Source organism: Methylomarinum vadi (assembly GCF_000733935.1).
Lineage (GTDB): Bacteria > Pseudomonadota > Gammaproteobacteria > Methylococcales > Methylomonadaceae > Methylomarinum > Methylomarinum vadi.
Genome location: NZ_JPON01000001.1, coordinates 1,105,259 through 1,122,870, shown reverse-complemented (window position 1 = coordinate 1,122,870; position 17,612 = coordinate 1,105,259). Strand labels below are relative to the sequence as shown.

At 51.3% G+C, this 17,612-nt stretch carries 21 protein-coding genes; 17 read left to right on the top strand and 4 right to left on the bottom strand.

The annotated features are described in order from the left end of the window. Positions 1-49 precede the first annotated feature (49 nt). From yajC to tpx, 11 genes are all read left to right on the top strand, one after another. On the top strand, positions 50-400 hold the full coding sequence (yajC, locus tag EP25_RS0105725) for a preprotein translocase subunit YajC (protein WP_031432993.1): 351 nt from the start codon (positions 50-52) through the stop codon (positions 398-400). A 93-nt stretch (positions 401-493) separates the two neighbouring features. Further along, on the top strand, positions 494-2,341 hold the full coding sequence (gene secD / locus EP25_RS0105720) for a protein translocase subunit SecD (RefSeq protein WP_031432992.1): 1,848 nt from the start codon (positions 494-496) through the stop codon (positions 2,339-2,341). A 41-nt stretch (positions 2,342-2,382) separates the two neighbouring features. Beyond that, a complete protein-coding gene (gene secF / locus EP25_RS0105715) occupies positions 2,383-3,309 on the top strand; it encodes a protein translocase subunit SecF (RefSeq protein WP_031432991.1) in 927 nt (308 codons plus the stop codon). A 118-nt stretch (positions 3,310-3,427) separates the two neighbouring features. Then, positions 3,428-3,859, top strand: a complete 432-nt coding sequence (gene ndk / locus EP25_RS0105710) for a nucleoside-diphosphate kinase (protein ID WP_031432990.1) — start codon at positions 3,428-3,430, stop codon at positions 3,857-3,859. Beyond that, complete coding sequence (gene rlmN / locus EP25_RS0105705; protein WP_031432989.1) at positions 3,834-4,946, top strand: 23S rRNA (adenine(2503)-C(2))-methyltransferase RlmN; 1,113 nt, start codon at positions 3,834-3,836, stop codon at positions 4,944-4,946. Before ndk ends, rlmN begins: the two co-directional genes overlap by 26 nt. Continuing rightward, positions 4,936-5,703 (top strand): type IV pilus biogenesis/stability protein PilW, encoded by a 768-nt coding sequence (gene pilW, locus EP25_RS0105700; protein ID WP_036300278.1) that lies wholly within the window; start codon positions 4,936-4,938, stop codon positions 5,701-5,703. Before rlmN ends, pilW begins: the two co-directional genes overlap by 11 nt. Positions 5,704-5,738: 35 nt before the next feature. After that, positions 5,739-7,025: a histidine--tRNA ligase gene (hisS, locus tag EP25_RS0105695; protein ID WP_031432987.1), complete on the top strand. Its 1,287-nt coding sequence runs from the start codon at positions 5,739-5,741 to the stop codon at positions 7,023-7,025. Between the two features lie 44 nt (positions 7,026-7,069). Then, positions 7,070-7,726 carry a YfgM family protein gene (locus EP25_RS0105690; protein WP_031432986.1) on the top strand — a complete coding sequence of 219 codons (657 nt, stop codon included), beginning with the start codon at positions 7,070-7,072 and terminating at the stop codon, positions 7,724-7,726. A gap of 101 nt (positions 7,727-7,827) precedes the next feature. Next, a complete protein-coding gene (bamB, locus tag EP25_RS0105685; RefSeq protein ID WP_051906988.1) occupies positions 7,828-9,048 on the top strand; it encodes an outer membrane protein assembly factor BamB in 1,221 nt (406 codons plus the stop codon). After that, positions 9,048-10,439: a ribosome biogenesis GTPase Der gene (gene der / locus EP25_RS0105680; protein WP_031432984.1), complete on the top strand. Its 1,392-nt coding sequence runs from the start codon at positions 9,048-9,050 to the stop codon at positions 10,437-10,439. Before bamB ends, der begins: the two co-directional genes overlap by 1 nt. Positions 10,440-10,486: 47 nt before the next feature. Continuing rightward, on the top strand, positions 10,487-10,990 hold the full coding sequence (gene tpx, locus EP25_RS0105675) for a thiol peroxidase (RefSeq protein ID WP_031432983.1): 504 nt from the start codon (positions 10,487-10,489) through the stop codon (positions 10,988-10,990). 83 nt (positions 10,991-11,073) lie between these two features. Here the strand turns inward: tpx and EP25_RS0105670 are convergent, their stop codons facing one another. Continuing rightward, positions 11,074-11,868 (bottom strand): inositol monophosphatase family protein, encoded by a 795-nt coding sequence (locus EP25_RS0105670; RefSeq protein WP_031432982.1) that lies wholly within the window; start codon positions 11,866-11,868, stop codon positions 11,074-11,076. Between the two features lie 89 nt (positions 11,869-11,957). Here EP25_RS0105670 and EP25_RS0105665 point away from each other — a divergent pair, with 89 nt between their 5' ends. The 5 genes from EP25_RS0105665 (at position 11,958) to EP25_RS0105645 (ending at position 15,460) form a co-directional block, all read left to right on the top strand. Then, positions 11,958-12,686 (top strand): RNA methyltransferase, encoded by a 729-nt coding sequence (locus EP25_RS0105665; protein ID WP_031432981.1) that lies wholly within the window; start codon positions 11,958-11,960, stop codon positions 12,684-12,686. A gap of 5 nt (positions 12,687-12,691) precedes the next feature. Continuing rightward, positions 12,692-13,444 (top strand): serine O-acetyltransferase, encoded by a 753-nt coding sequence (cysE, locus tag EP25_RS0105660; protein WP_031432980.1) that lies wholly within the window; start codon positions 12,692-12,694, stop codon positions 13,442-13,444. A gap of 86 nt (positions 13,445-13,530) precedes the next feature. Further along, entirely contained in the window at positions 13,531-14,016 is a 486-nt protein-coding gene (gene iscR / locus EP25_RS0105655; protein WP_031432979.1) for a Fe-S cluster assembly transcriptional regulator IscR, read from the top strand. Further along, complete coding sequence (locus EP25_RS0105650; protein ID WP_031432978.1) at positions 14,016-15,122, top strand: cysteine desulfurase family protein; 1,107 nt, start codon at positions 14,016-14,018, stop codon at positions 15,120-15,122. Before iscR ends, EP25_RS0105650 begins: the two co-directional genes overlap by 1 nt. Before the next feature lie 14 nt (positions 15,123-15,136). Beyond that, entirely contained in the window at positions 15,137-15,460 is a 324-nt protein-coding gene (locus EP25_RS0105645) for a HesB/IscA family protein (RefSeq protein ID WP_031432977.1), read from the top strand. On the opposite strand, the gene EP25_RS0105640 is transcribed toward EP25_RS0105645, so the two are convergent. The 3 genes from EP25_RS0105640 to EP25_RS0105630 all read right to left on the bottom strand — a co-directional run bounded on the left by EP25_RS0105640 (position 15,457) and on the right by EP25_RS0105630 (position 17,071). Further along, the gene (locus EP25_RS0105640) at positions 15,457-16,128 is read right to left on the bottom strand and encodes an ANTAR domain-containing response regulator (protein ID WP_031432976.1); all 672 of its coding nucleotides are present in this window, start codon (positions 16,126-16,128) and stop codon (positions 15,457-15,459) included. The two genes, EP25_RS0105645 and EP25_RS0105640, sit on opposite strands and share 4 nt — an antisense overlap. Positions 16,129-16,326: 198 nt before the next feature. Next, entirely contained in the window at positions 16,327-16,719 is a 393-nt protein-coding gene (locus EP25_RS0105635) for an RNA-binding S4 domain-containing protein (protein ID WP_031432975.1), read from the bottom strand. After that, positions 16,712-17,071 (bottom strand): rhodanese-like domain-containing protein, encoded by a 360-nt coding sequence (locus tag EP25_RS0105630; RefSeq protein ID WP_031432974.1) that lies wholly within the window; start codon positions 17,069-17,071, stop codon positions 16,712-16,714. The genes EP25_RS0105635 and EP25_RS0105630 overlap by 8 nt, the downstream gene beginning before the upstream one ends. A gap of 155 nt (positions 17,072-17,226) precedes the next feature. Here EP25_RS0105630 and EP25_RS0105625 point away from each other — a divergent pair, with 155 nt between their 5' ends. Continuing rightward, complete coding sequence (locus tag EP25_RS0105625) at positions 17,227-17,610, top strand: DUF6394 family protein (protein ID WP_031432973.1); 384 nt, start codon at positions 17,227-17,229, stop codon at positions 17,608-17,610. Positions 17,611-17,612: the final 2 nt, after the last annotated feature.

The window sequence follows — 17,612 nt, the reverse complement described above, 5'->3', positions numbered from 1 at the left end:
CAGATGCCGGGTGTTTTATTTTGTATAACGATAACAATTGAGGATTACGATGAGTTTTTTGATTTCTGATGCGATGGCCGAAGCGGCGGCTCCGGCGGTTCAACAACCGGGCTTTGAAGGCTTGATATTTCCGCTGGGCATTTTGATTTTTTTCTATTTTCTGTTTATCCGTCCTCAATCCAAGCGCAATAAGGAGCAGAAGCAAATGCTGGCGGCCCTGTCGAAAGGAGCCGAAGTGGTGACCTCCGGCGGTATCCTGGGCAAGGTGGCGGAGTTGGATGACAATTTTGTCAAACTGGAAGTCGGCGAGAACACGTTTATCCAGGTGCAACGCCACGCCATCGCCAATATGATGCCGAAAGGCACTTACAAGGCCTTGAGCAAAAAGGCCCGTAGTTAATCGACCGCTTCCGTGCTTTAGTTTCTCATTAGGGGTGCCCCGGCCGCACATCATTGGCAGTCGGGGCATGGCCGTTTTATCAATGGAATAACAATGCAAAACCGCTTCCCACTTTGGAAAAATGTCCTGATTCTGACCGTTTTACTGGTCGGGATTATTTATGCGCTGCCGAATTTGTTCGGTAATGATCCGTCCGTACAATTGTCTTCCTCGACAATCACGCCGCTCGAGCAACAGCAAGCGGACGAAGTGGCGGCCAGCATCAAACAGGCGGGTCTGGCCGTCAAGGCGTTCGAGTTCAGTGATGGCAAAATTTTGGCCCGGTTCAAAAATACCGATGATCAAATGAAAGCGGCCGATTTATTGCGCGACAAGATGGGCAACGATGTCACGGTGGCATTGAATCTGGCGCCCTCGACGCCGGCCTGGTTGAGCGCGTTGGGCGCCGAACCGATGTATCTCGGCCTGGATTTGCGTGGCGGTGTGCATTTTCTGTTGGAAGTGGACATGGATGCGGCCATCAAACAGGCGGAGGAGCGTTATTACAACGACATTCGCTCCGCTTTGCGGACGGCAAGGATACGCTATCAATCGGTCACGAAGGAAAATGGGGCTATCAAAGTCGTGCTGAGAAATGCGGAAGACAAGGTAGCTGCCCTGAATGTTATGGACAAGGACTTTAGGGATCTGAACGTGACCGATGACGAGGAGGAGCTCGCCTTCACTGCGCGCTTGTCCGAGAGCGAGCAACGAGAGATCAAGAAATTCGCCCTGGCGCAAAACATGACGACGTTGCGCAACCGGGTCAATGAGATCGGCGTTGCCGAGCCGGTTATTCAACAGCAGGGCGATAACCGTATCGTCGTCCAGTTGCCGGGGGTGCAGGATACCACGCGTGCCAAGGAAATTTTGGGTACTACCGCGACCTTGGAATACCGCCTGGTCGATGTCGAACACGATGTGCAGAAAGCGGTCGATGGGCGGGTGCCGGTCGGTAGTCGCCTGTATTACGAAAAAAACGGCAATCCGATTTTGTTGAAGCGCAAAGTCATCGTCACCGGTGATCAGATTGTCGATGCTTCATCCGGATTGGACCAAAACGGCTCGCCGGCCGTGTTTATTACCTTGAATGGCATCGGGGCGAAGAAAATGGGCAAGATGACCCAAGCCAATATCGGCAAGCCGATGGCGGTTGTGTTCATCGAATACAAGAGCGAGACCCGTACCGTCAACGGCAAGAAAGTCCGGCATAAGGAAAAAGTCGAGAAGGTCATCAGCGTCGCAACCATTCGCGATGCCTTCAGTAAGCGTTTTCAGACCACCGGTCTGGATAGCACACAAGAGGCGCGTAATCTGGCGCTATTGTTGAGAGCGGGCGCGTTGGCGGCACCGGTCGATATCGTCGAGGAACGTACCGTCGGTCCGAGCCTGGGGCAGGACAATATCGACCGCGGTCTGATGTCGGTCGTCGTCGGTTTGCTGTTGGTATTGGTGTTCATGGGAGTTTATTACAAGGTTTTCGGTTTGGTGGCCAATGCCGCGCTGGCATTCAACCTGATACTAATTGTGGCTTTGTTGTCGCTGCTGCAGGCTACGCTGACGTTGCCGGGTATCGCCGGCATCGTGTTGACGGTCGGTATGGCGGTTGACGCCAACGTTTTGATTTTCGAGAGGATCAAGGAGGAGATTCGCTTGGGCAATACGCCGCAGTCGAGCATCTACACCGGTTACGAGAAAGCCTTCGTCACGATTCTCGACGCCAATATCACGACCTTGCTGGTCGCGTTGGTGTTGTTTGGTTTCGGCACCGGACCGATCAAGGGCTTTGCCGTGACGCTTTCGCTCGGTATTCTGACCTCGATGTTTACCGCGATCATGGGTACCCGGATGCTGATCAATTGGATCTACGGCAATCGCCGGATTGACAAGCTGTCGATTTGATCAAGTCGGTATTTAGCTCAAACATAACGGATAACAAGAACATGTTTAAACAAGAAATCGATTTCCTGGGCAAGCGTAAATATGCGCTGGCTTTTTCCAGTTTGCTGATTGTCATATCGGTTGTTTCCTTAATTGCGAACGGTCTGACCATGGGTATCGACTTTACCGGTGGTACGCTGGTCGAGGTCGGTTATAAACAAGCAGCCGATTTGTCGGCCATGCGCGCGTCATTGGGCGAGGCCGGTTTCGGCGATGCCACGGTGCAAAATTTCGGCACCGCTAAGGACGTCTTGATTCGCCTCAAGCCGGATGAAAACCTTAGTAGTGCGGAGCTTAGTAACCGCGTCTTGGAGGCAATTAACAAGAATAGCGCGGAGCCGGCCGAACTGCGGCGGGTCGAATTCGTCGGGCCGCAGGTGGGTGACGAATTGGCCGAGGATGGCGGCTTGGCGTTGTTGTATTCGATGTTCGGCATTTTGATTTATGTTGCCTGGCGCTTCGAATATAAGTTCTCGTTGGGGTCGGTGGCCGCCTTGGTCCATGACGTTATCATTACCCTGGGCGTTTTTTCCGTGTTCGGTATGGAATTCGACTTGACCGTGCTGGCGGCTGTATTGGCGGTCATCGGTTATTCATTGAACGATACCATCGTCGTCTATGACCGTATCCGGGAGAATTTTCGCAAGTTAAGGAAGGGCGATCCCGAAAACATCATGAACACCTCGCTAAACCAGACGTTGAACCGTACCTTGATGACTTCGTTGACTACGGCCTTGGTTTTGGTGGCGCTGGCGGCGCTGGGTGGTGAAATCATCCATAACTTCGCCTTGGCGTTGTTGATCGGCGTGGCGATCGGTACCTATTCATCGATCTACATTGCCAGTCCGGTGGTTCTGGCTTTGGGTATCAGTAAGGAAGATTTGATGATGCCGGAAAAAGAAGGGCTCGACGTCGACGGTTTGCCTTAGCCAAAAATGGCCTAAGCAAAGGCCGGGAGGCGGTAAAAAAGATATTACCGGAAAAATAGATTGGTTATAATGTCTGATTATTTTACTTTTTACTTTAGAAACTGGAGTTTGAAACAACATGGCAATTGAACGTACGTTCTCAATTATTAAACCCGATGCTGTCGCCAAAAACGTGATTGGTGAGATTGTTAGCCGGTTCGAAAAAAACGGCCTGAGAGTGGTTGCATCGAAAATGGTGCAATTGAGCAAAGAACAAGCGGAAGGTTTTTACGCGGTTCATAAAGAGCGTCCTTTTTTCAATGATCTGGTTTCTTTCATGATTTCCGGCCCCGTCGTCGTCCAAGTATTGGAAGGCGAAAACGCGGTATTGAAAAACCGCGAATTGATGGGAGCTACCAATCCTAAAGAAGCGGCTCCCGGCACGATTCGCGCCGATTTCGCGGAAAGCATCGACGAAAACGCGGTGCATGGTTCCGATGCCCCGGAAACTGCGAAAGAAGAAATCGCCTTCTTTTTCTCTGAAAATGACATCTGCGAACGCATCCGTTAATTTGGATAAAATCAATTTGCTCGATTACGACAGAAAAGGCCTGCAGGCCTTTTTTGTCGAGATGGGCGAAAAACCGTTTCGGGCAACGCAATTGCTGAAATGGATCTATCAGGAAGGGGTCGAAGATTTCGATCAGATGACCAACCTGAGCAAGACCTTGCGCGCCTGGTTGCAAGATCACTGTTGCATTAAGGCGCCCGAAATTGTCGCCGAACAAAAAGCATCCGATGGCACCTACAAATGGGTCATGCAGATGAGTTGCGGCAACCGGGTCGAAACCGTGTATATTCCGGAGGAAAAGCGGGGTACGCTCTGCGTCTCGTCGCAAGTCGGTTGCGCCTTGGCTTGTACCTTTTGTTCGACGGCCAGACAGGGCTTTAATCGTAATCTCACGGTAGCGGAAATTATTGGCCAGCTTTATGTGGCGCAAAACCGCTTGGGACCTCAGCAAAAAATCACTAATGTCGTGATGATGGGGATGGGCGAGCCATTATTAAATTTCGATAATGTCGTGACCGCGATGAATTTGATGATGGACGATTTCTGTTACGGTTTGTCGAAACGACGGGTGACTGTCAGTACTTCCGGTGTCGTGCCGGCCATGCGCCGATTGCATGACGTCTGCGATGTGAGCGTGGCGGTTTCCTTGCATGCCGCGACAGACGAGCTGCGCGACGTGTTGGTGCCGATCAACCAGAAATATCCATTGCGGGAATTGATGGCGGCTTGTCGTGATTATGCCAAACAAGGGCCGCGTAAGCATATCACTTTCGAATACGTGATGCTGGACGGGATCAACGATTCCGAACGCGATGCGAAGGCCTTGATCAGGTTGTTGAGCCATGTCCCGTCCAAAGTCAATCTGATACCGTTCAACCCTTTTCCGCAAACGGATTATCGATGTTCCAAACCGGAAACGATCCTGCGTTTCCGCGATATTTTGCACAATGCCGGCATCGTCACTACGATACGCAAGACCCGCGGCGATGATATCGACGCCGCCTGCGGTCAGTTGGTCGGGCAGGTGCAGGATAAAAGCCGTCGGCATTTGAAGCTTCAGCGAGCTGGAGTGCAGCATGTCGCTTAATAAATATTGTAGCGTGATCCTTGCCGGCCTCTTGAGCCTGGTTGTCGCCGGCTGCGTATCGACTTCCGGCGCTAAGGATTCGAAGAGCAGGGAAGAAAAAGCGTTGCTGAATCTGCAAATGGGCGTGCGTTATCTGGATCTAGGGATGTTGAACGTGGCCAAGGAAAAACTGGAAATCGCCTACGAGCTAGACTCCAGGAATGCCGACGTTCTCAATGCGCTGGCAGTGCTGCATGAGCGCCTCAAGCAATACGATAAGGCCCGCTATTATTATCAGGAAGCGATGGATTTGAATCCGGATGAGGCGAGCGTGAAAAACAACTACGGTCGTTTTTTATGCGAGCACGGCAATTATAGCGAAGCCATGGAGCTATTGAATCAGGCTGCGCAAATGCCGCTGAACAGCCGAAAATGGTTGCCGTTGACCAACCTCGGCTTGTGTTATTTGAGTCAGAATCAGCAGCAGCAAGCCGAGACGGAATTCAGAAAGGCATTGCAGTTGCAGCCGAATTACGCTCCGGCATTGATGGAAATGCAGCAGATCAGCTATGAGCAACGGAATTATTTGTCGGCCCGTGCCTTTCTGGAACGCTATCTCAGCGTCGCCCAACACACGCCGCAAACGTTGTGGGTCGCTTTCCAGACAGAAAGAGCGTTGGGTAACCGGGAGTTGACGGAAAAATACCGGCAGGAGTTGCTACGTTTGTTTCCGGCGTCAGAGCAGGCCCAACAAATCCGAACGGCTATCAATCGTTAAATCAAACTTTCAAGCTTTATTCTTTTTACACCTCAATGGCAAAAAAACAGCAGGCAATACAAGCTATCCGGGGCATGCACGATATTCTCCCGGAACAATCTCCGCGTTGGCATAAGGTCGAGACGACTATCAAAGCAGTTCTCGACAGTTATGGTTACCGGGAAATACGCCTGCCGATCGTCGAGAAAACGGAGTTATTCAAACGCTCGATCGGTGAGGTTACCGATATTGTCGAAAAGGAGATGTATACCTTCGATGATCGCAATGGCGACTCCTTGACGCTTAGACCGGAAGGGACCGCTGGTTGCTTGCGCGCCTGTTTGGAACATGGCTTGTTGCATAACCAGGTCCATCGTTTATGGTATTGCGGCCCTATGTTCAGGCACGAGCGCCCGCAGAAGGGACGTTATCGCCAGTTTTACCAATTGGGTGTCGAAACCTACGGCATGGCGGGGCCCGATGTCGATGCGGAAATCATTTTGTTGAGCGATCGCCTGTGGAGAAGGCTAGGGATTCGCGGCAACGTCGAATTGCAATTGAATTCGCTGGGTACGATCGAAGAGCGAGCCGCCTACCGGGATAAATTGATCGACTATTTCAAGAGACATCTGGATTTATTGGATGAGGACAGCTTACGCCGATTAGAGACCAATCCGCTCCGCATTCTCGACAGCAAAAATCCGGATATGAAGGGAGTGATCGCCGGCGCTCCTGAATTGATGGATTATCTCGGTGAGGAAAGCCGTAATCATTTCAATGAATTGCGTGCCATGCTCGACGATTTGGGAATAGCCTATGTGTTGAATTCCCGGTTGGTGCGAGGATTGGATTACTATGGCAAGACCGTGTTCGAATGGGTGACCGACGAACTCGGCGCGCAAGGCACGATTTGCGCGGGCGGCCGCTACGACGGCTTGATCGAGCAGCTGGGCGGGAAAAAGAATTTCGCCATCGGTTTTGCCCTCGGCATGGAAAGATTGTTGGCATTGGTGGAAATGCAGGACGATTTTCAGGTCGAACCGACCGTGGACGTTTTTATGATACGGGTGGGTAGCGAGGCGGAGAAAGCCGGCATGCGTATTGCCGAACAACTCAGATCCGAGTTGCCCAAGTTGAAATTGCTGGTCAATTGTGGCGGCGGAAGTTTCAAGAGCCAGTTCAAAAAGGCGGACAAAAGTGGCGCCGAATATGCCGTCATCATCGGTGACGACGAGGTTAGCCAGGGGGTAGTCAGTTTGAAACCTCTGCGTAGCGATCGGGAACAGAGAAACATGCCTGTGTCGGAACTGATACAAGTGCTGAGTGAATGGTTGGCCTGTTGAAATTGGCCGAAGTTTGTAGAAAACGATATTAACAGAGAAAAACCGTGGAAATTTACGAAACAGAAGAACAGCAGGTCGAGGCCTTAAAGCGTTGGTGGAAGGAAAACGGTACGTCGACGATTGTGGGATTGATTGCGGCGATCGTTCTGGTGGGGGGCTGGAATTTTTGGCGCAGTTACCAACAAGACCAGCAAAATCAAGCATCGGCATTATATGAGCAATTGCTAACGGATATGGAGCAATCCAAGTATAAGGACGTGGAAAAAATTTCCGAGCGGTTGATGGATCAATACGGTTCCAGTGCCTATAGCGCTTACGCCCAATTGATGCTGGCCAAAAGCAAGGTCCAGCAAGGCGATCTGGACGGAAGTAAAGCGGTTTTACAGCAATTATTGCAAAATGCCGGCAGTGATGAGATTAAAAACGTGGCGCGTATTCGCTTGGTCAGGTTGATGTTGGCGACGGGCGACTACGAAACGGGCCTGCAATTAATCGCGGAAGTCGATCCCTCTTCGGCGGAAGGTTTTAGCGGTACTTATGACGAGCTGACAGGAGACTTGTATGTGGCGTTAGGACGTCTAGGGGAAGCCCGTACCGCTTATCAAAACGCCTTGCGTTCGGGCCAGCAATCGCCGCTATTGCAGTTCAAGCTGGATGATATTACCGCGCCGGAACTCGTTACGCCCCCCGCGACCGAATAATTTTCCCAGCGCCTTCTTCTTCCGCAGAAGGCGCGTTCTTTTAACGTAACCATGCTGGCGGTGAGGTGAAGTTAAAAGGTTTTCGTATAAAAGTGCCTTTCATGCTTAAAAATCACGCTTCCGATAAAGTTTTTCCGTTTCTGCTGGGGTTGTTGTTGTCGTTTTTGCAAGGCTGTGCCGCGGTCGATGCCGGCAAGGAATTGATGAGCGGCGCCACCAGTTATTTTCTTGGTGGTGAGGATAATACCGAGCCGCCCGCCGTATTATTGGAATATGAGCCGGAAATCGAAATAGAACGGTTATGGCGGGAAACGACCGGCGACGGCGCGGAAGAACAATTCCTCAAGCTGGTGCTTTCGGTCAGTTATGGCAAGGTGTTGAGCGCCGACCATAATGGCCTGATCCTGGCTCGAAATGTCGAGAGCGGCGATATCGTTTGGGAAACGGAAACCGACTTTGCTTTTTCCGCGGGACCCGGCAGCGGGATCGAGACGGTGATCATGGGCACCAGCGATGCGGAGGTGATCGCTTTCGATATCGACAGCGGCGAACAAAAATGGGCTAGTCAGGTATCCAGTGAAGTGTTGGCGGTTCCGCTGGTTGCCAAGGGCAAGGTCATCGTGCGTACCATCGACGGCAAGGTTGTCGCGTTGGATGAAAAAGACGGCGCTCAGCTGTGGGAATTCGAACGGAATGTGCCGGCGCTAAGTATTCGCGGTACCAGTTCGCCGATCATAGTCGAGGATAATGTCATCGCGGGTTATGCCAACGGTAAAATCTTGGCATTGCGACTCAGCGACGGCAAGAATATCTGGGAGACCAGTATTGCGATACCCAGCGGGCGTTCCGAGGTGGAACGTTTGGTCGACTTGGATGTCGATCCGGTGGAAACGGATGGCGTCATCTATATTTCCAGCTACCAGAGCGGTACCTCGGCCGTACTGGAAATCGATGGTGATGTGCTCTGGCGCAACGAGGATGTCTCTTCCTATTCGGGTATCGGCTATGATTGGCGTTATCTGTATGTGACCGATAGCAGCAGCGAAGTCTGGCAATTGGATCAGCGCAACGGTGCCGCCTTGTGGAAACAGGACGAGTTGCGTTTCCGCAAACTGACGGCACCGGTCGCCTATGATGGTTATGTCGTCGTCGGTGATTTGGAAGGCTATGTGCATTGGTTGTCGGCGAGCGACGGCCGGCAGCTAGGGCGCATACATGTGACCGAGGCGGCAATCGAAGCCAAACCGGTGGTGGTCGATAATACCGTATTTATCTATGCAAAAGACGGCACCTTGGCCGCCTATAAGATCAAACGCAAATAATGTTACCTGTAATCGCTTTGGTGGGCCGGCCTAATGTCGGCAAATCCACGTTGTTCAATTATCTGACTCGTAGCCGCGAGGCGCTGGTCGCCGATTATCCGGGGTTAACCCGCGACAGGCAATATGGCCGCGTCAAGCGGGGAGGGCGTGATTGCCTGGTGGTCGATACCGGCGGAATCGTCGATGATAGCGAAGGCATAGACAGTTTCGCTCGCAAGCAGGTGGAGATCGCTTTGCAGGAAGCCGATATCGTGTTTTTTCTGGTCGATGCCCGCGCCGGTATCAATGCCGCCGACGAGATTATCGCCGAAACCCTGCGCAAGCTGAACAAGCCGGTGGTATTGGTGGCGAACAAGATTGACGGTATCAATGCCGATCTGGCGGCCGCCGATTTCTACGCCTTGGCCTTGGGCGAGCCGGTGCAGATCGCCGCGTCGCATGGTCGCGGTGTAAAAGAGTTGTTGGCTCGTATCGACGAGATATTGCCGCCTTCTGCGGAGGAAGCGGAAGAAGAGGAACAGGGCATCGGCATCGCGATCGTCGGCCGTCCTAATGTCGGCAAGTCCACGCTGGTCAATCGACTGTTGGGCGAAGAAAGAGTGGTCGTGTTCGACGAGGCAGGCACTACTCGTGATAGTATTTATATTCCGTTCGAACGCAACAATCAGAAATTCACCTTGATCGATACCGCGGGCATGCGCAGGAAGTCGCGGGTCTCGCTGGCGATCGAAAAATTCAGTATCATCAAGTCGCTGCAAGCCATTGAAAAGGCCAATGTCGTCATTTATCTGATCGATGCGCGCGAAGGGGTGACCGAACAGGATGCGCATTTGCTTGGTTTGGTACTCGAGGCCGGGCGGGCCCTGATCATCGGCTTGAATAAATGGGACGGTATCCCGGCGGAGCAAAAAGACATCGTCAAAAAGCAAATCGAGATCAAACTGCCGTTTCTGGATTTCGCCGAAAAACATCCGATTTCCGCGTTGCACGGCAGCGGGGTCGGCAAGTTGTTCGATGTCGTGCATGATTTGTACGATGCGGCGATGATAGACATGTCGACGCCGGTATTGACCCGCATTCTTAACGAGGCCATGGCGGCCCATCAGCCGCCACTGGTGCGTGGTCGCAGGATCAAGCTGAAATACGCCCACCAGGGCGGCCGTAATCCGCCAGTCGTCGTGATTCATGGCGTACAGACGGATGCTCTGCCGGGGTCCTATAAACGTTACTTGATGAATTATTTCCGGGAACAATTGGGATTGAAGGGTACGCCGGTGCGGTTGGTGTTCAAGTCGCCGGAAAATCCGTTCCAGGGGCAAAAAAACAAATTGACCGAACGCCAGCTGAAAAAACGCAAGCGCTTGGTTCAGTTCAAGAAAAGAAAGAAATGACGGTGTGCATGGCGCATCGATAAAACACAACGGGTAGAGATAAGATAATGGCGACAATAACATTCCAAGGTAAACCCATTCATACCAGCGGCGAATTACCTGCGGTCGGCAGTCAGGCGCCGGATTTCAAGCTGGTCAGCAATAAATTAAAAGAAGTTTCGTTGCGGAACTATGCCGGCAAGAAGAAAGTGTTGAATATCGTTCCGAGCCTGGATACGCCGACCTGTCAGATGTCGGCCCGAAAATTCAACGAGAAGGCCGCCAGCCTTGACAATACCGTTGTGTTGGCGATCTCGGCCGACTTGCCCTTTGCCCAGAACCGTTTTTGCGAGGCGGAAGGCATCAAGGATGTCATTCCTCTATCGACCTTTCGTTCCAGTTTCGCCAAGGATTATGGCGTTGAGCTGATCGATAGCATTCTGGCTGGTTTGACCGCACGTGCGGTGGTGGTGTTGGATCGGGACGATCAAGTCGTGTATACCGAATTGGTCGGCGAGGTCGCCGATGAGCCGAATTACGAAGAGGCTTTGAATGCGGTACGAGAGATATAATAGATCTATGAGCCAGGAATAAAAAGCTAAGCAAGGGCTGATAAATCAATTCAGCCCTTGCCATCGCTATTATATTCTGTATTTTACTTCAACTTATCCGTCACATGCGGCTCGATGTGCTGGTAGATCAATTGATGCATTTTCGGGTTGCCGGCGATGATGTTGCCGGATTGCAGGTAGTGGGAGTTAAAGGAAAAATCGGTGACGACGCCGCCCGCTTCCTGGATCAGCAACACGCCGGCAGCCATGTCCCACTCCTTTAGGCCGATTTCCCAAAAACCGTCCAGTCTTCCGGCGGCCACATAAGCCAGATCGAGTGCCGCGGAGCCGGGGCGCCTGATGCCAGACGTTGCTGCGCATAGTGACCGAAACATCGCCAGGTAGTCGTCCAGGTGTTCTTCGCTCCTGAAGGGAAAACCGGTGCCCAGCAATGCGCCTTGCAGACTGGCCTGGCGAGCCACGCGAATGCGGCGGTTATTGAGCATGGCGCCCCCACCCCGTTCGGCAGTAAACAATTCATCCCTGCCGGGGTCGTAGATCACACCCAGCTCTATTTTTCCCTTGACTTTCAGTGCGATCGAAACGGAATATTGCGGAAAGCCGTGCAGGAAGTTGGTTGTGCCGTCCAATGGGTCTATCACCCAGACATAATCATTTCCTTCGTGTTCGCCGCTTTCCTCGGCCAGAATGGCGTGTTCGGGATAGGCATTGCGGATGACTCTAATGATTTCGCGTTCCGCCTGATAATCGACCTCGGAAGCGTAGTCGTATTTACTCTTTTGGTTGATGGTCAAGCGGTCGATGTTATCGGCCGAACGTTGGATCAAGTCGCCGGCATTTCTTGCCGCACGGACGGCAATGTTGAGCATTGGATGCATAGATCTATTTTTTATAGAGCACAGAAAACCGCATAGAATAACAAATCTTTTGTTAAAATCATCGATTTTTTACGCTGTAGGACAGATCATTGTTGTCGCATTTTAAAATTGTGTTGGTCGAGACGACTAATCCCGGCAATATCGGCGCCGCAGCCCGGGCGATGAAGAATATGAGGCTGAGCCATCTTTGCTTGGTTGCGCCGAAGGTTTTTCCCAGTGCCGATGCGACCGCCCGCGCCGCTGGGGCCAACGATATTCTGAGTTCAGTGGAGATATGCGATACGCTGGAGCAAGCGATTGCCGATTGCCAGATCGTAGTCGGAGCGAGCGCCCGGGATCGCACGATCAGTTGGCCGGAGCTGACGGTCAGGGAGTGCGCGGAAAAATTCGTCGCGCCGGAATACCGCGCGGCGCGTATCGCCATCGTGTTCGGACGGGAAAGCTCCGGGTTGAAGAATCACGAGCTGGACTTGTGCCAGTATTTGTTGCGCATACCCTGTAACCCTGAGTTCAGTTCCCTTAATGTGGCGGCCGCGGTGCAAGTCGTATGCTATGAATTGTTCATCGCCAGCGGATTTACCCATGAAAGGAAAATCGGCGATAAAGGCGCGGATCCTTTGGCGACCGTTGAACAAATGGAAGCGTTTTACCGCCATTTATATCAAACCATGGACGATATCGGCTTTCTGCACCCGGATAAATCCAAATCCATCATGCGGCGGTTGCGGCGAATTTTTAACCGCGCCCATTTGGATGTCAAAGAGTTGGATATACTGCGAGGAATACTCCGCTTTTCACAAAATCATAATGCCAAATAGCGTCTATGTTTAAGCGAATTCAAGAAGAAATAAACTGCGTTTTCGATCGCGACCCCGCCGCGCAGTCGGTGTTCGAAGTGATCACCGCCTATCCGGGCTTTCATGCCATGATCATTCACCGGCTTAGCCATTATTTCTGGCAAAGCGGTTATCGTTGGTTGGGGCGATTCAGTTCCCATATCGGCCGGTGGCTGACCGGCATAGAGATTCATCCCGGCGCGACGATCGGCCGACGTTTCTTCATCGATCACGGCATGGGCGTGGTAATAGGGGAAACCGCCGTGATCGGCGATGACTGTACCTTATATCATGGCGTGACCCTGGGCGGCACCAGCTGGAATAAGGGCAAGCGACATCCGACGTTGCGCAATGGCGTCGTGATCGGCGCCGGCGCAAAAGTATTGGGGCCGATCGAAATAGGCGAGGGCGCCCGGGTCGGGTCCAATTCGGTCGTGGTCAAACCTGTTCCAGCCGGCGCGACGGTGGTGGGTATTCCCGCGCATATTATCGACCGTAAATCCAAGCAAAAAGCCGCTAACCGCGATGCCATCGCCCAGAAAATGGGTTTCGATGCTTACGGAGCGACCGCCGACATGCCCGATCCGATTGCCAACGCGATCAATCATATGCTCGATCATATCCATGCCATGGATAAACAATTAGAAAGTCTGAAACAAGTGCTGAATGAAGCTGGAATCGAATTTAAAAATCAGGCCATTCCTGAATTAAATCATTGTGAAATAAAGGATAATGAGTAAAAAAACTATTTAATGAAAATTGTTGACCAAAATACTAGGTTTTATTATAGTGTCCTTACATATTTTAGGTTTATAAGGAACTTCCAGTGCGATTAACAACAAAAGGGCGTTATGCCGTTACCGCGATGCTGGATCTGGCGTTTCACAGTCAAACCAGACCAGTGACATTAACCGATATTGCGACTAGACAAACGATCTCTTTATCCTATCTTGAGCAATTGTTTGCCCGCTTACGCAAGGCTGGCATGGTCAAGGGGGTGCGCGGCCCGGGTGGAGGCTATAAATTGAGTCGTGATGCGGATGATATCAATATTGCCGAAATTATCGTGGCCGTCGACGAGCAAGTCGATTCGACTAAATGCGGCGGCAAGGGCAATTGCCAGAACAATCAGCATTGCTTGACCCATGATCTTTGGATGGGTTTGAGTGACCAGATTCGTGATTATTTATCGGGCATCAGCCTGGGTTCTTTGCTGGAAAGAGAGCTCGTTAACGAAGTCGCCAAACGCCAGGATAAGGATTTGGAACAGGTTATCGAGATTTCGAATAGAACGGAAAAAATGACCGCTTGATGATCTATTTCGATCATAACGCCACCACGCCTATCGATGAGCGGGTGGTCGAAGTGATGCAGCCTTTTCTGCACTCTTTCTATGGCAATCCGTCGAGTCTTTATCGTTTGGGTAGACTGTCCAGAAGCGCCGTGGAAACGGCCCGAGAGCAGGTCGCGGCGTTGCTCGGGACGCAACCGTCCCGGGTCGTCTTTACCAGTGGCGGCACCGAGGCAAACAATCTTGCCGTCAATAGTATCGACGATTCGTCCTCGGTTGCTGTTTCGGCGATCGAGCACCCGTCCATGCTCGAGCCCCTGTTTCACAGGCGCTCCAGCTATCGTAAGTTCAGTTTGATCGAAGTCGACGAAAACGGACGAGTCATACCCGAGGCGATCGATGGCTTGAATTTGAATCAGGGCGATTTTGTCTCCATCATGCTGGCCAATAACGAAACCGGTGTGATCCAGGACATTGCCGGCCTGGTTGAAAAGCTGCGAAGAAGACGGGTCGTCTTTCATACCGATGCGGTTCAAGCAATCGGTAAGGTACCGGTTTCCTTCGACCAATTGGGCGTCGATATGATGTCGGTGTCGGGGCACAAAATTTATGGCCCTAAAGGCGTCGGTGCGTTGGTATTCACCAAGGGCTCCGAGCCTAAGCCGATGTTGCTCGGCGGCGGGCAGGAGCATGGCTGGCGGGCCGGCACGGAGAATGTTGCCGCTATTGTCGGTTTCGGCAAGGCGGCCGAGTTGGCGGCCAGTGAGTTGGATGAACGCCGGCGACGGATTGAATCATTACGCGATAAATTGGAGCAAGCGTTAGCGGAGCTCGCGGGCGTCACGGTTTTCTCCAAGAACGCCGAGCGCTTGCCCAATACGTTGCAGATATCGATACCCGGCGTCGATGGCGAGATGTTATTGATGCGGATGGACCAACATAATATTGCCGTGTCGAGCGGCTCGGCCTGCGCCTCGGGAGCGGGAGAGCCCAGCCCGGTGTTGACGGCGATGGGAGTTGACTCGGTCGTCGCGAAAGGAGCCATTCGCATTAGCTTGGGAAAGGATAATACCGAGCAAGATATCGATAAAATGATCTCGGTGATTAACAAATTATTGGTTCTATAGTTTCAGAGGTGTTAATGACTATTACAGTGACAGAAAATGCGGCCAGGCAAATTCAAAAGCAATTGGATAAACGCGGCTCCGGAGTCGGGCTCAAATTAGGCGTTAAGCAAGCCGGCTGCTCCGGCTATGCCTATGTGCTGGATTATGCCGATCGCATAGAAGAGGATGAGACGGTATTCGAGCAATTTGGCGTCAAGTTGGTCGTCGATAATAAGGATTTGGCCATTCTGAATGGAATCGAATTAGATTATGCGAGGGAAGGCATTAATGAAGCATTCAAATTCAACAATCCCAATGTAACCGCAACCTGCGGTTGCGGCGAAAGCTTTTCGGTCTAAGCGATCAGCATTTGGATCTCGTGTTGAATCTGCCCCAAATAGCGTTTGCTCTGTTTGGGGCTCGTTTTAATATCGGCTATTAGCTTGCTTTCATCGCCGGATAAAGACTGTTCGTGGGCGGCGATGATTTTTTCGGCGATATCGATAATCCGGTACTGTTTGTTCCGCGCAGTACTGCGCAATATCTCGAACGCGTCATGTCCTTTGATTTTATAGCGTTCCATGATAATGCCTATCGCCGTGCTGATTTTACGGTTGTTGGCGATTGTGATATCGATATTTTCCGTACGCCGGTTCAACTGCATCTTTTCCCAATGCCAATGCAAGGCCGTTTCGATTTCAATGATCAATTGTTGAGTATTGATTGGTTTTAGCAACAGCCCTAATGCGCCATGTCGGTATATGGAGGCTATCGGGTCATTTTCATCGCTGTTACTGATAAATATGAATGGCAGATTATGCTGATTTAAATAAGCAGTAAGATCAACAAACTGGGGGAATGAGCGATCCAGTAGAACAAGGTCGGGTTGGGTTTGATAAGTGTAGGTAAAGATATTGCCGCACTTATTGGCGTAATGAGTGACCGAATAGGAATTCTGGCGAAGTTCCGATAACAAGCGTTTGCTGTGAGCGATGTCGTCATCAATGACCAGAATTTTTTTCGGCATACAATAAGATCCAGTTCCCTGTACCATCCTGAGAATTTAAAAACGTTAGTATCGGTTGCAGCAGGAAACGCTGCTTTGGCAGGGTGTAGGCCGTAAGAGTTATTTTAAGAAAAAAACCAAAAATGTAAAGTGATAAATAAGAGGAGTTGTATTACCTATTGATTTGCATGGTATTTTCCGTGGGCTGTGTTGGGCCGGTTAATTTTGTTTGAAGCGATGGATCTGCCGGCGTTGTTTTTTGTTGGGTTTGCGTTCCCGTTCCGAATGATCCAAGTATTCTCGTTGCAGTTTTTGCTGGGCTATCTGTTCCCGGCGTTTGGCTTTACTTTCCTCGCTTTCCTCATAGAGCAAGGCCGCCTCGCTGGCCGGGCGGCGTTGCTTGTTGATGCCTGTGACGACAATGTTCCAGGTGTATCGATCCTTGCTGATGACTATATGACTGCCGGCCTTGACCTCCTTGGAAGGTTTGCAGCGTTGACCGTTAAAATGGACCTTGCCGCCAGACACGGCGTCGGCTGCGAGCTTGCGCGTTTTAAAAAAACGCGCGGCCCACAGCCATTTATCCAGACGGAGAGAATCCGGTTCAGTCAACGTCGTATCCTTTCTCGGACCATTCCTTAAAACCGCCTGCCATGCTGACAGCTTTAACGTAGCCGATTTTATGCAAGGCTTCGGTAGCCAGGGCGGATCTGCCGCCGGTTTGGCAATAGACGATGATTTCCTTATCTTGTTGGTTTTGCAGAAGCGGATCGGAAGTGATTTTAAATTCCAAGACCCCGCGTGGAATGTTAATGGCTCCCGGTAGATGGCCGGCGGCAAATTCGGCCGGTTCCCTGACGTCTAGAATGGGATTGCCGGCCAGCTTGCTTTTCGCTGTTTCGGTCGTTATTTCGGTGATTTTTTGTTTGGCTTCGGCCACAAGATCCATAGCGGTAACTGACATGAGAGACTCCTCTTGGGTTAATGAATATTAGTGGATGATAATATTCATTTGGCTTTTTTGCAATGATGGTTCTATTTTCGGTAAAAAAGAATTCATTATTTGGTTACAATAGGCACCCGTTCAAAGACGCGTTATATTTACGGAGAAATCAGGCCATGAATTTTGAAAAGGTTATTTTCGGGTTTTTTGTCGTTTTGGCGTTGACGCTCAATTTCGGCTTTTTTTTGGGAGAAATGGATAATCCGGCCCATCATAACGTGTTCGAACTGTTTGCCGTCATCATTGTAAATTTTATCGCCACTATTTTAAAGTTTGGCGATCGTTCTCAAATCGGGGCGGTGCTGTTGGCGACCAGTCTCGTCGCCGATTTGCAATTAGTCACGGCGGCGACCTACTGGACCGTCGTCGTGCATATCACCGAAACCGGACTGACGCCTGACGTCATGGCCAGTATCATTTCCTTCACCGGCGGGGCATTGCTGGCCAACATCATATCGACGGTCATACTGGTTACCGAAACGCTGATGTCCCGCCTGTAAGA

Excerpts from the sequence above, each read along its gene's own strand:
- secF (WP_031432991.1), top strand. The coding sequence starts at position 2,383 with ATGTTTAAACAAGAAATCGATTTCCTGGGCAAGCGTAAATATGCGCTG.
- bamB (WP_051906988.1), top strand. The coding sequence starts at position 7,828 with ATGCTTAAAAATCACGCTTCCGATAAAGTTTTTCCGTTTCTGCTGGGG.
- der (WP_031432984.1), top strand. The coding sequence starts at position 9,048 with ATGTTACCTGTAATCGCTTTGGTGGGCCGGCCTAATGTCGGCAAATCC.
- yajC (WP_031432993.1), top strand. The coding sequence starts at position 50 with ATGAGTTTTTTGATTTCTGATGCGATGGCCGAAGCGGCGGCTCCGGCG.
- EP25_RS0105670 (WP_031432982.1), bottom strand. The coding sequence starts at position 11,868 with ATGCATCCAATGCTCAACATTGCCGTCCGTGCGGCAAGAAATGCCGGC.
- EP25_RS0105630 (WP_031432974.1), bottom strand. The coding sequence starts at position 17,071 with ATGTCAGTTACCGCTATGGATCTTGTGGCCGAAGCCAAACAAAAAATC.
- hisS (WP_031432987.1), top strand. The coding sequence starts at position 5,739 with ATGGCAAAAAAACAGCAGGCAATACAAGCTATCCGGGGCATGCACGAT.
- EP25_RS0105645 (WP_031432977.1), top strand. The coding sequence starts at position 15,137 with ATGACTATTACAGTGACAGAAAATGCGGCCAGGCAAATTCAAAAGCAA.
- cysE (WP_031432980.1), top strand. The coding sequence starts at position 12,692 with ATGTTTAAGCGAATTCAAGAAGAAATAAACTGCGTTTTCGATCGCGAC.
- EP25_RS0105640 (WP_031432976.1), bottom strand. The coding sequence starts at position 16,128 with ATGCCGAAAAAAATTCTGGTCATTGATGACGACATCGCTCACAGCAAA.
- ndk (WP_031432990.1), top strand. The coding sequence starts at position 3,428 with ATGGCAATTGAACGTACGTTCTCAATTATTAAACCCGATGCTGTCGCC.
- tpx (WP_031432983.1), top strand. The coding sequence starts at position 10,487 with ATGGCGACAATAACATTCCAAGGTAAACCCATTCATACCAGCGGCGAA.
- pilW (WP_036300278.1), top strand. The coding sequence starts at position 4,936 with ATGTCGCTTAATAAATATTGTAGCGTGATCCTTGCCGGCCTCTTGAGC.
- rlmN (WP_031432989.1), top strand. The coding sequence starts at position 3,834 with ATGACATCTGCGAACGCATCCGTTAATTTGGATAAAATCAATTTGCTC.
- EP25_RS0105650 (WP_031432978.1), top strand. The coding sequence starts at position 14,016 with ATGATCTATTTCGATCATAACGCCACCACGCCTATCGATGAGCGGGTG.
- EP25_RS0105625 (WP_031432973.1), top strand. The coding sequence starts at position 17,227 with ATGAATTTTGAAAAGGTTATTTTCGGGTTTTTTGTCGTTTTGGCGTTG.
- secD (WP_031432992.1), top strand. The coding sequence starts at position 494 with ATGCAAAACCGCTTCCCACTTTGGAAAAATGTCCTGATTCTGACCGTT.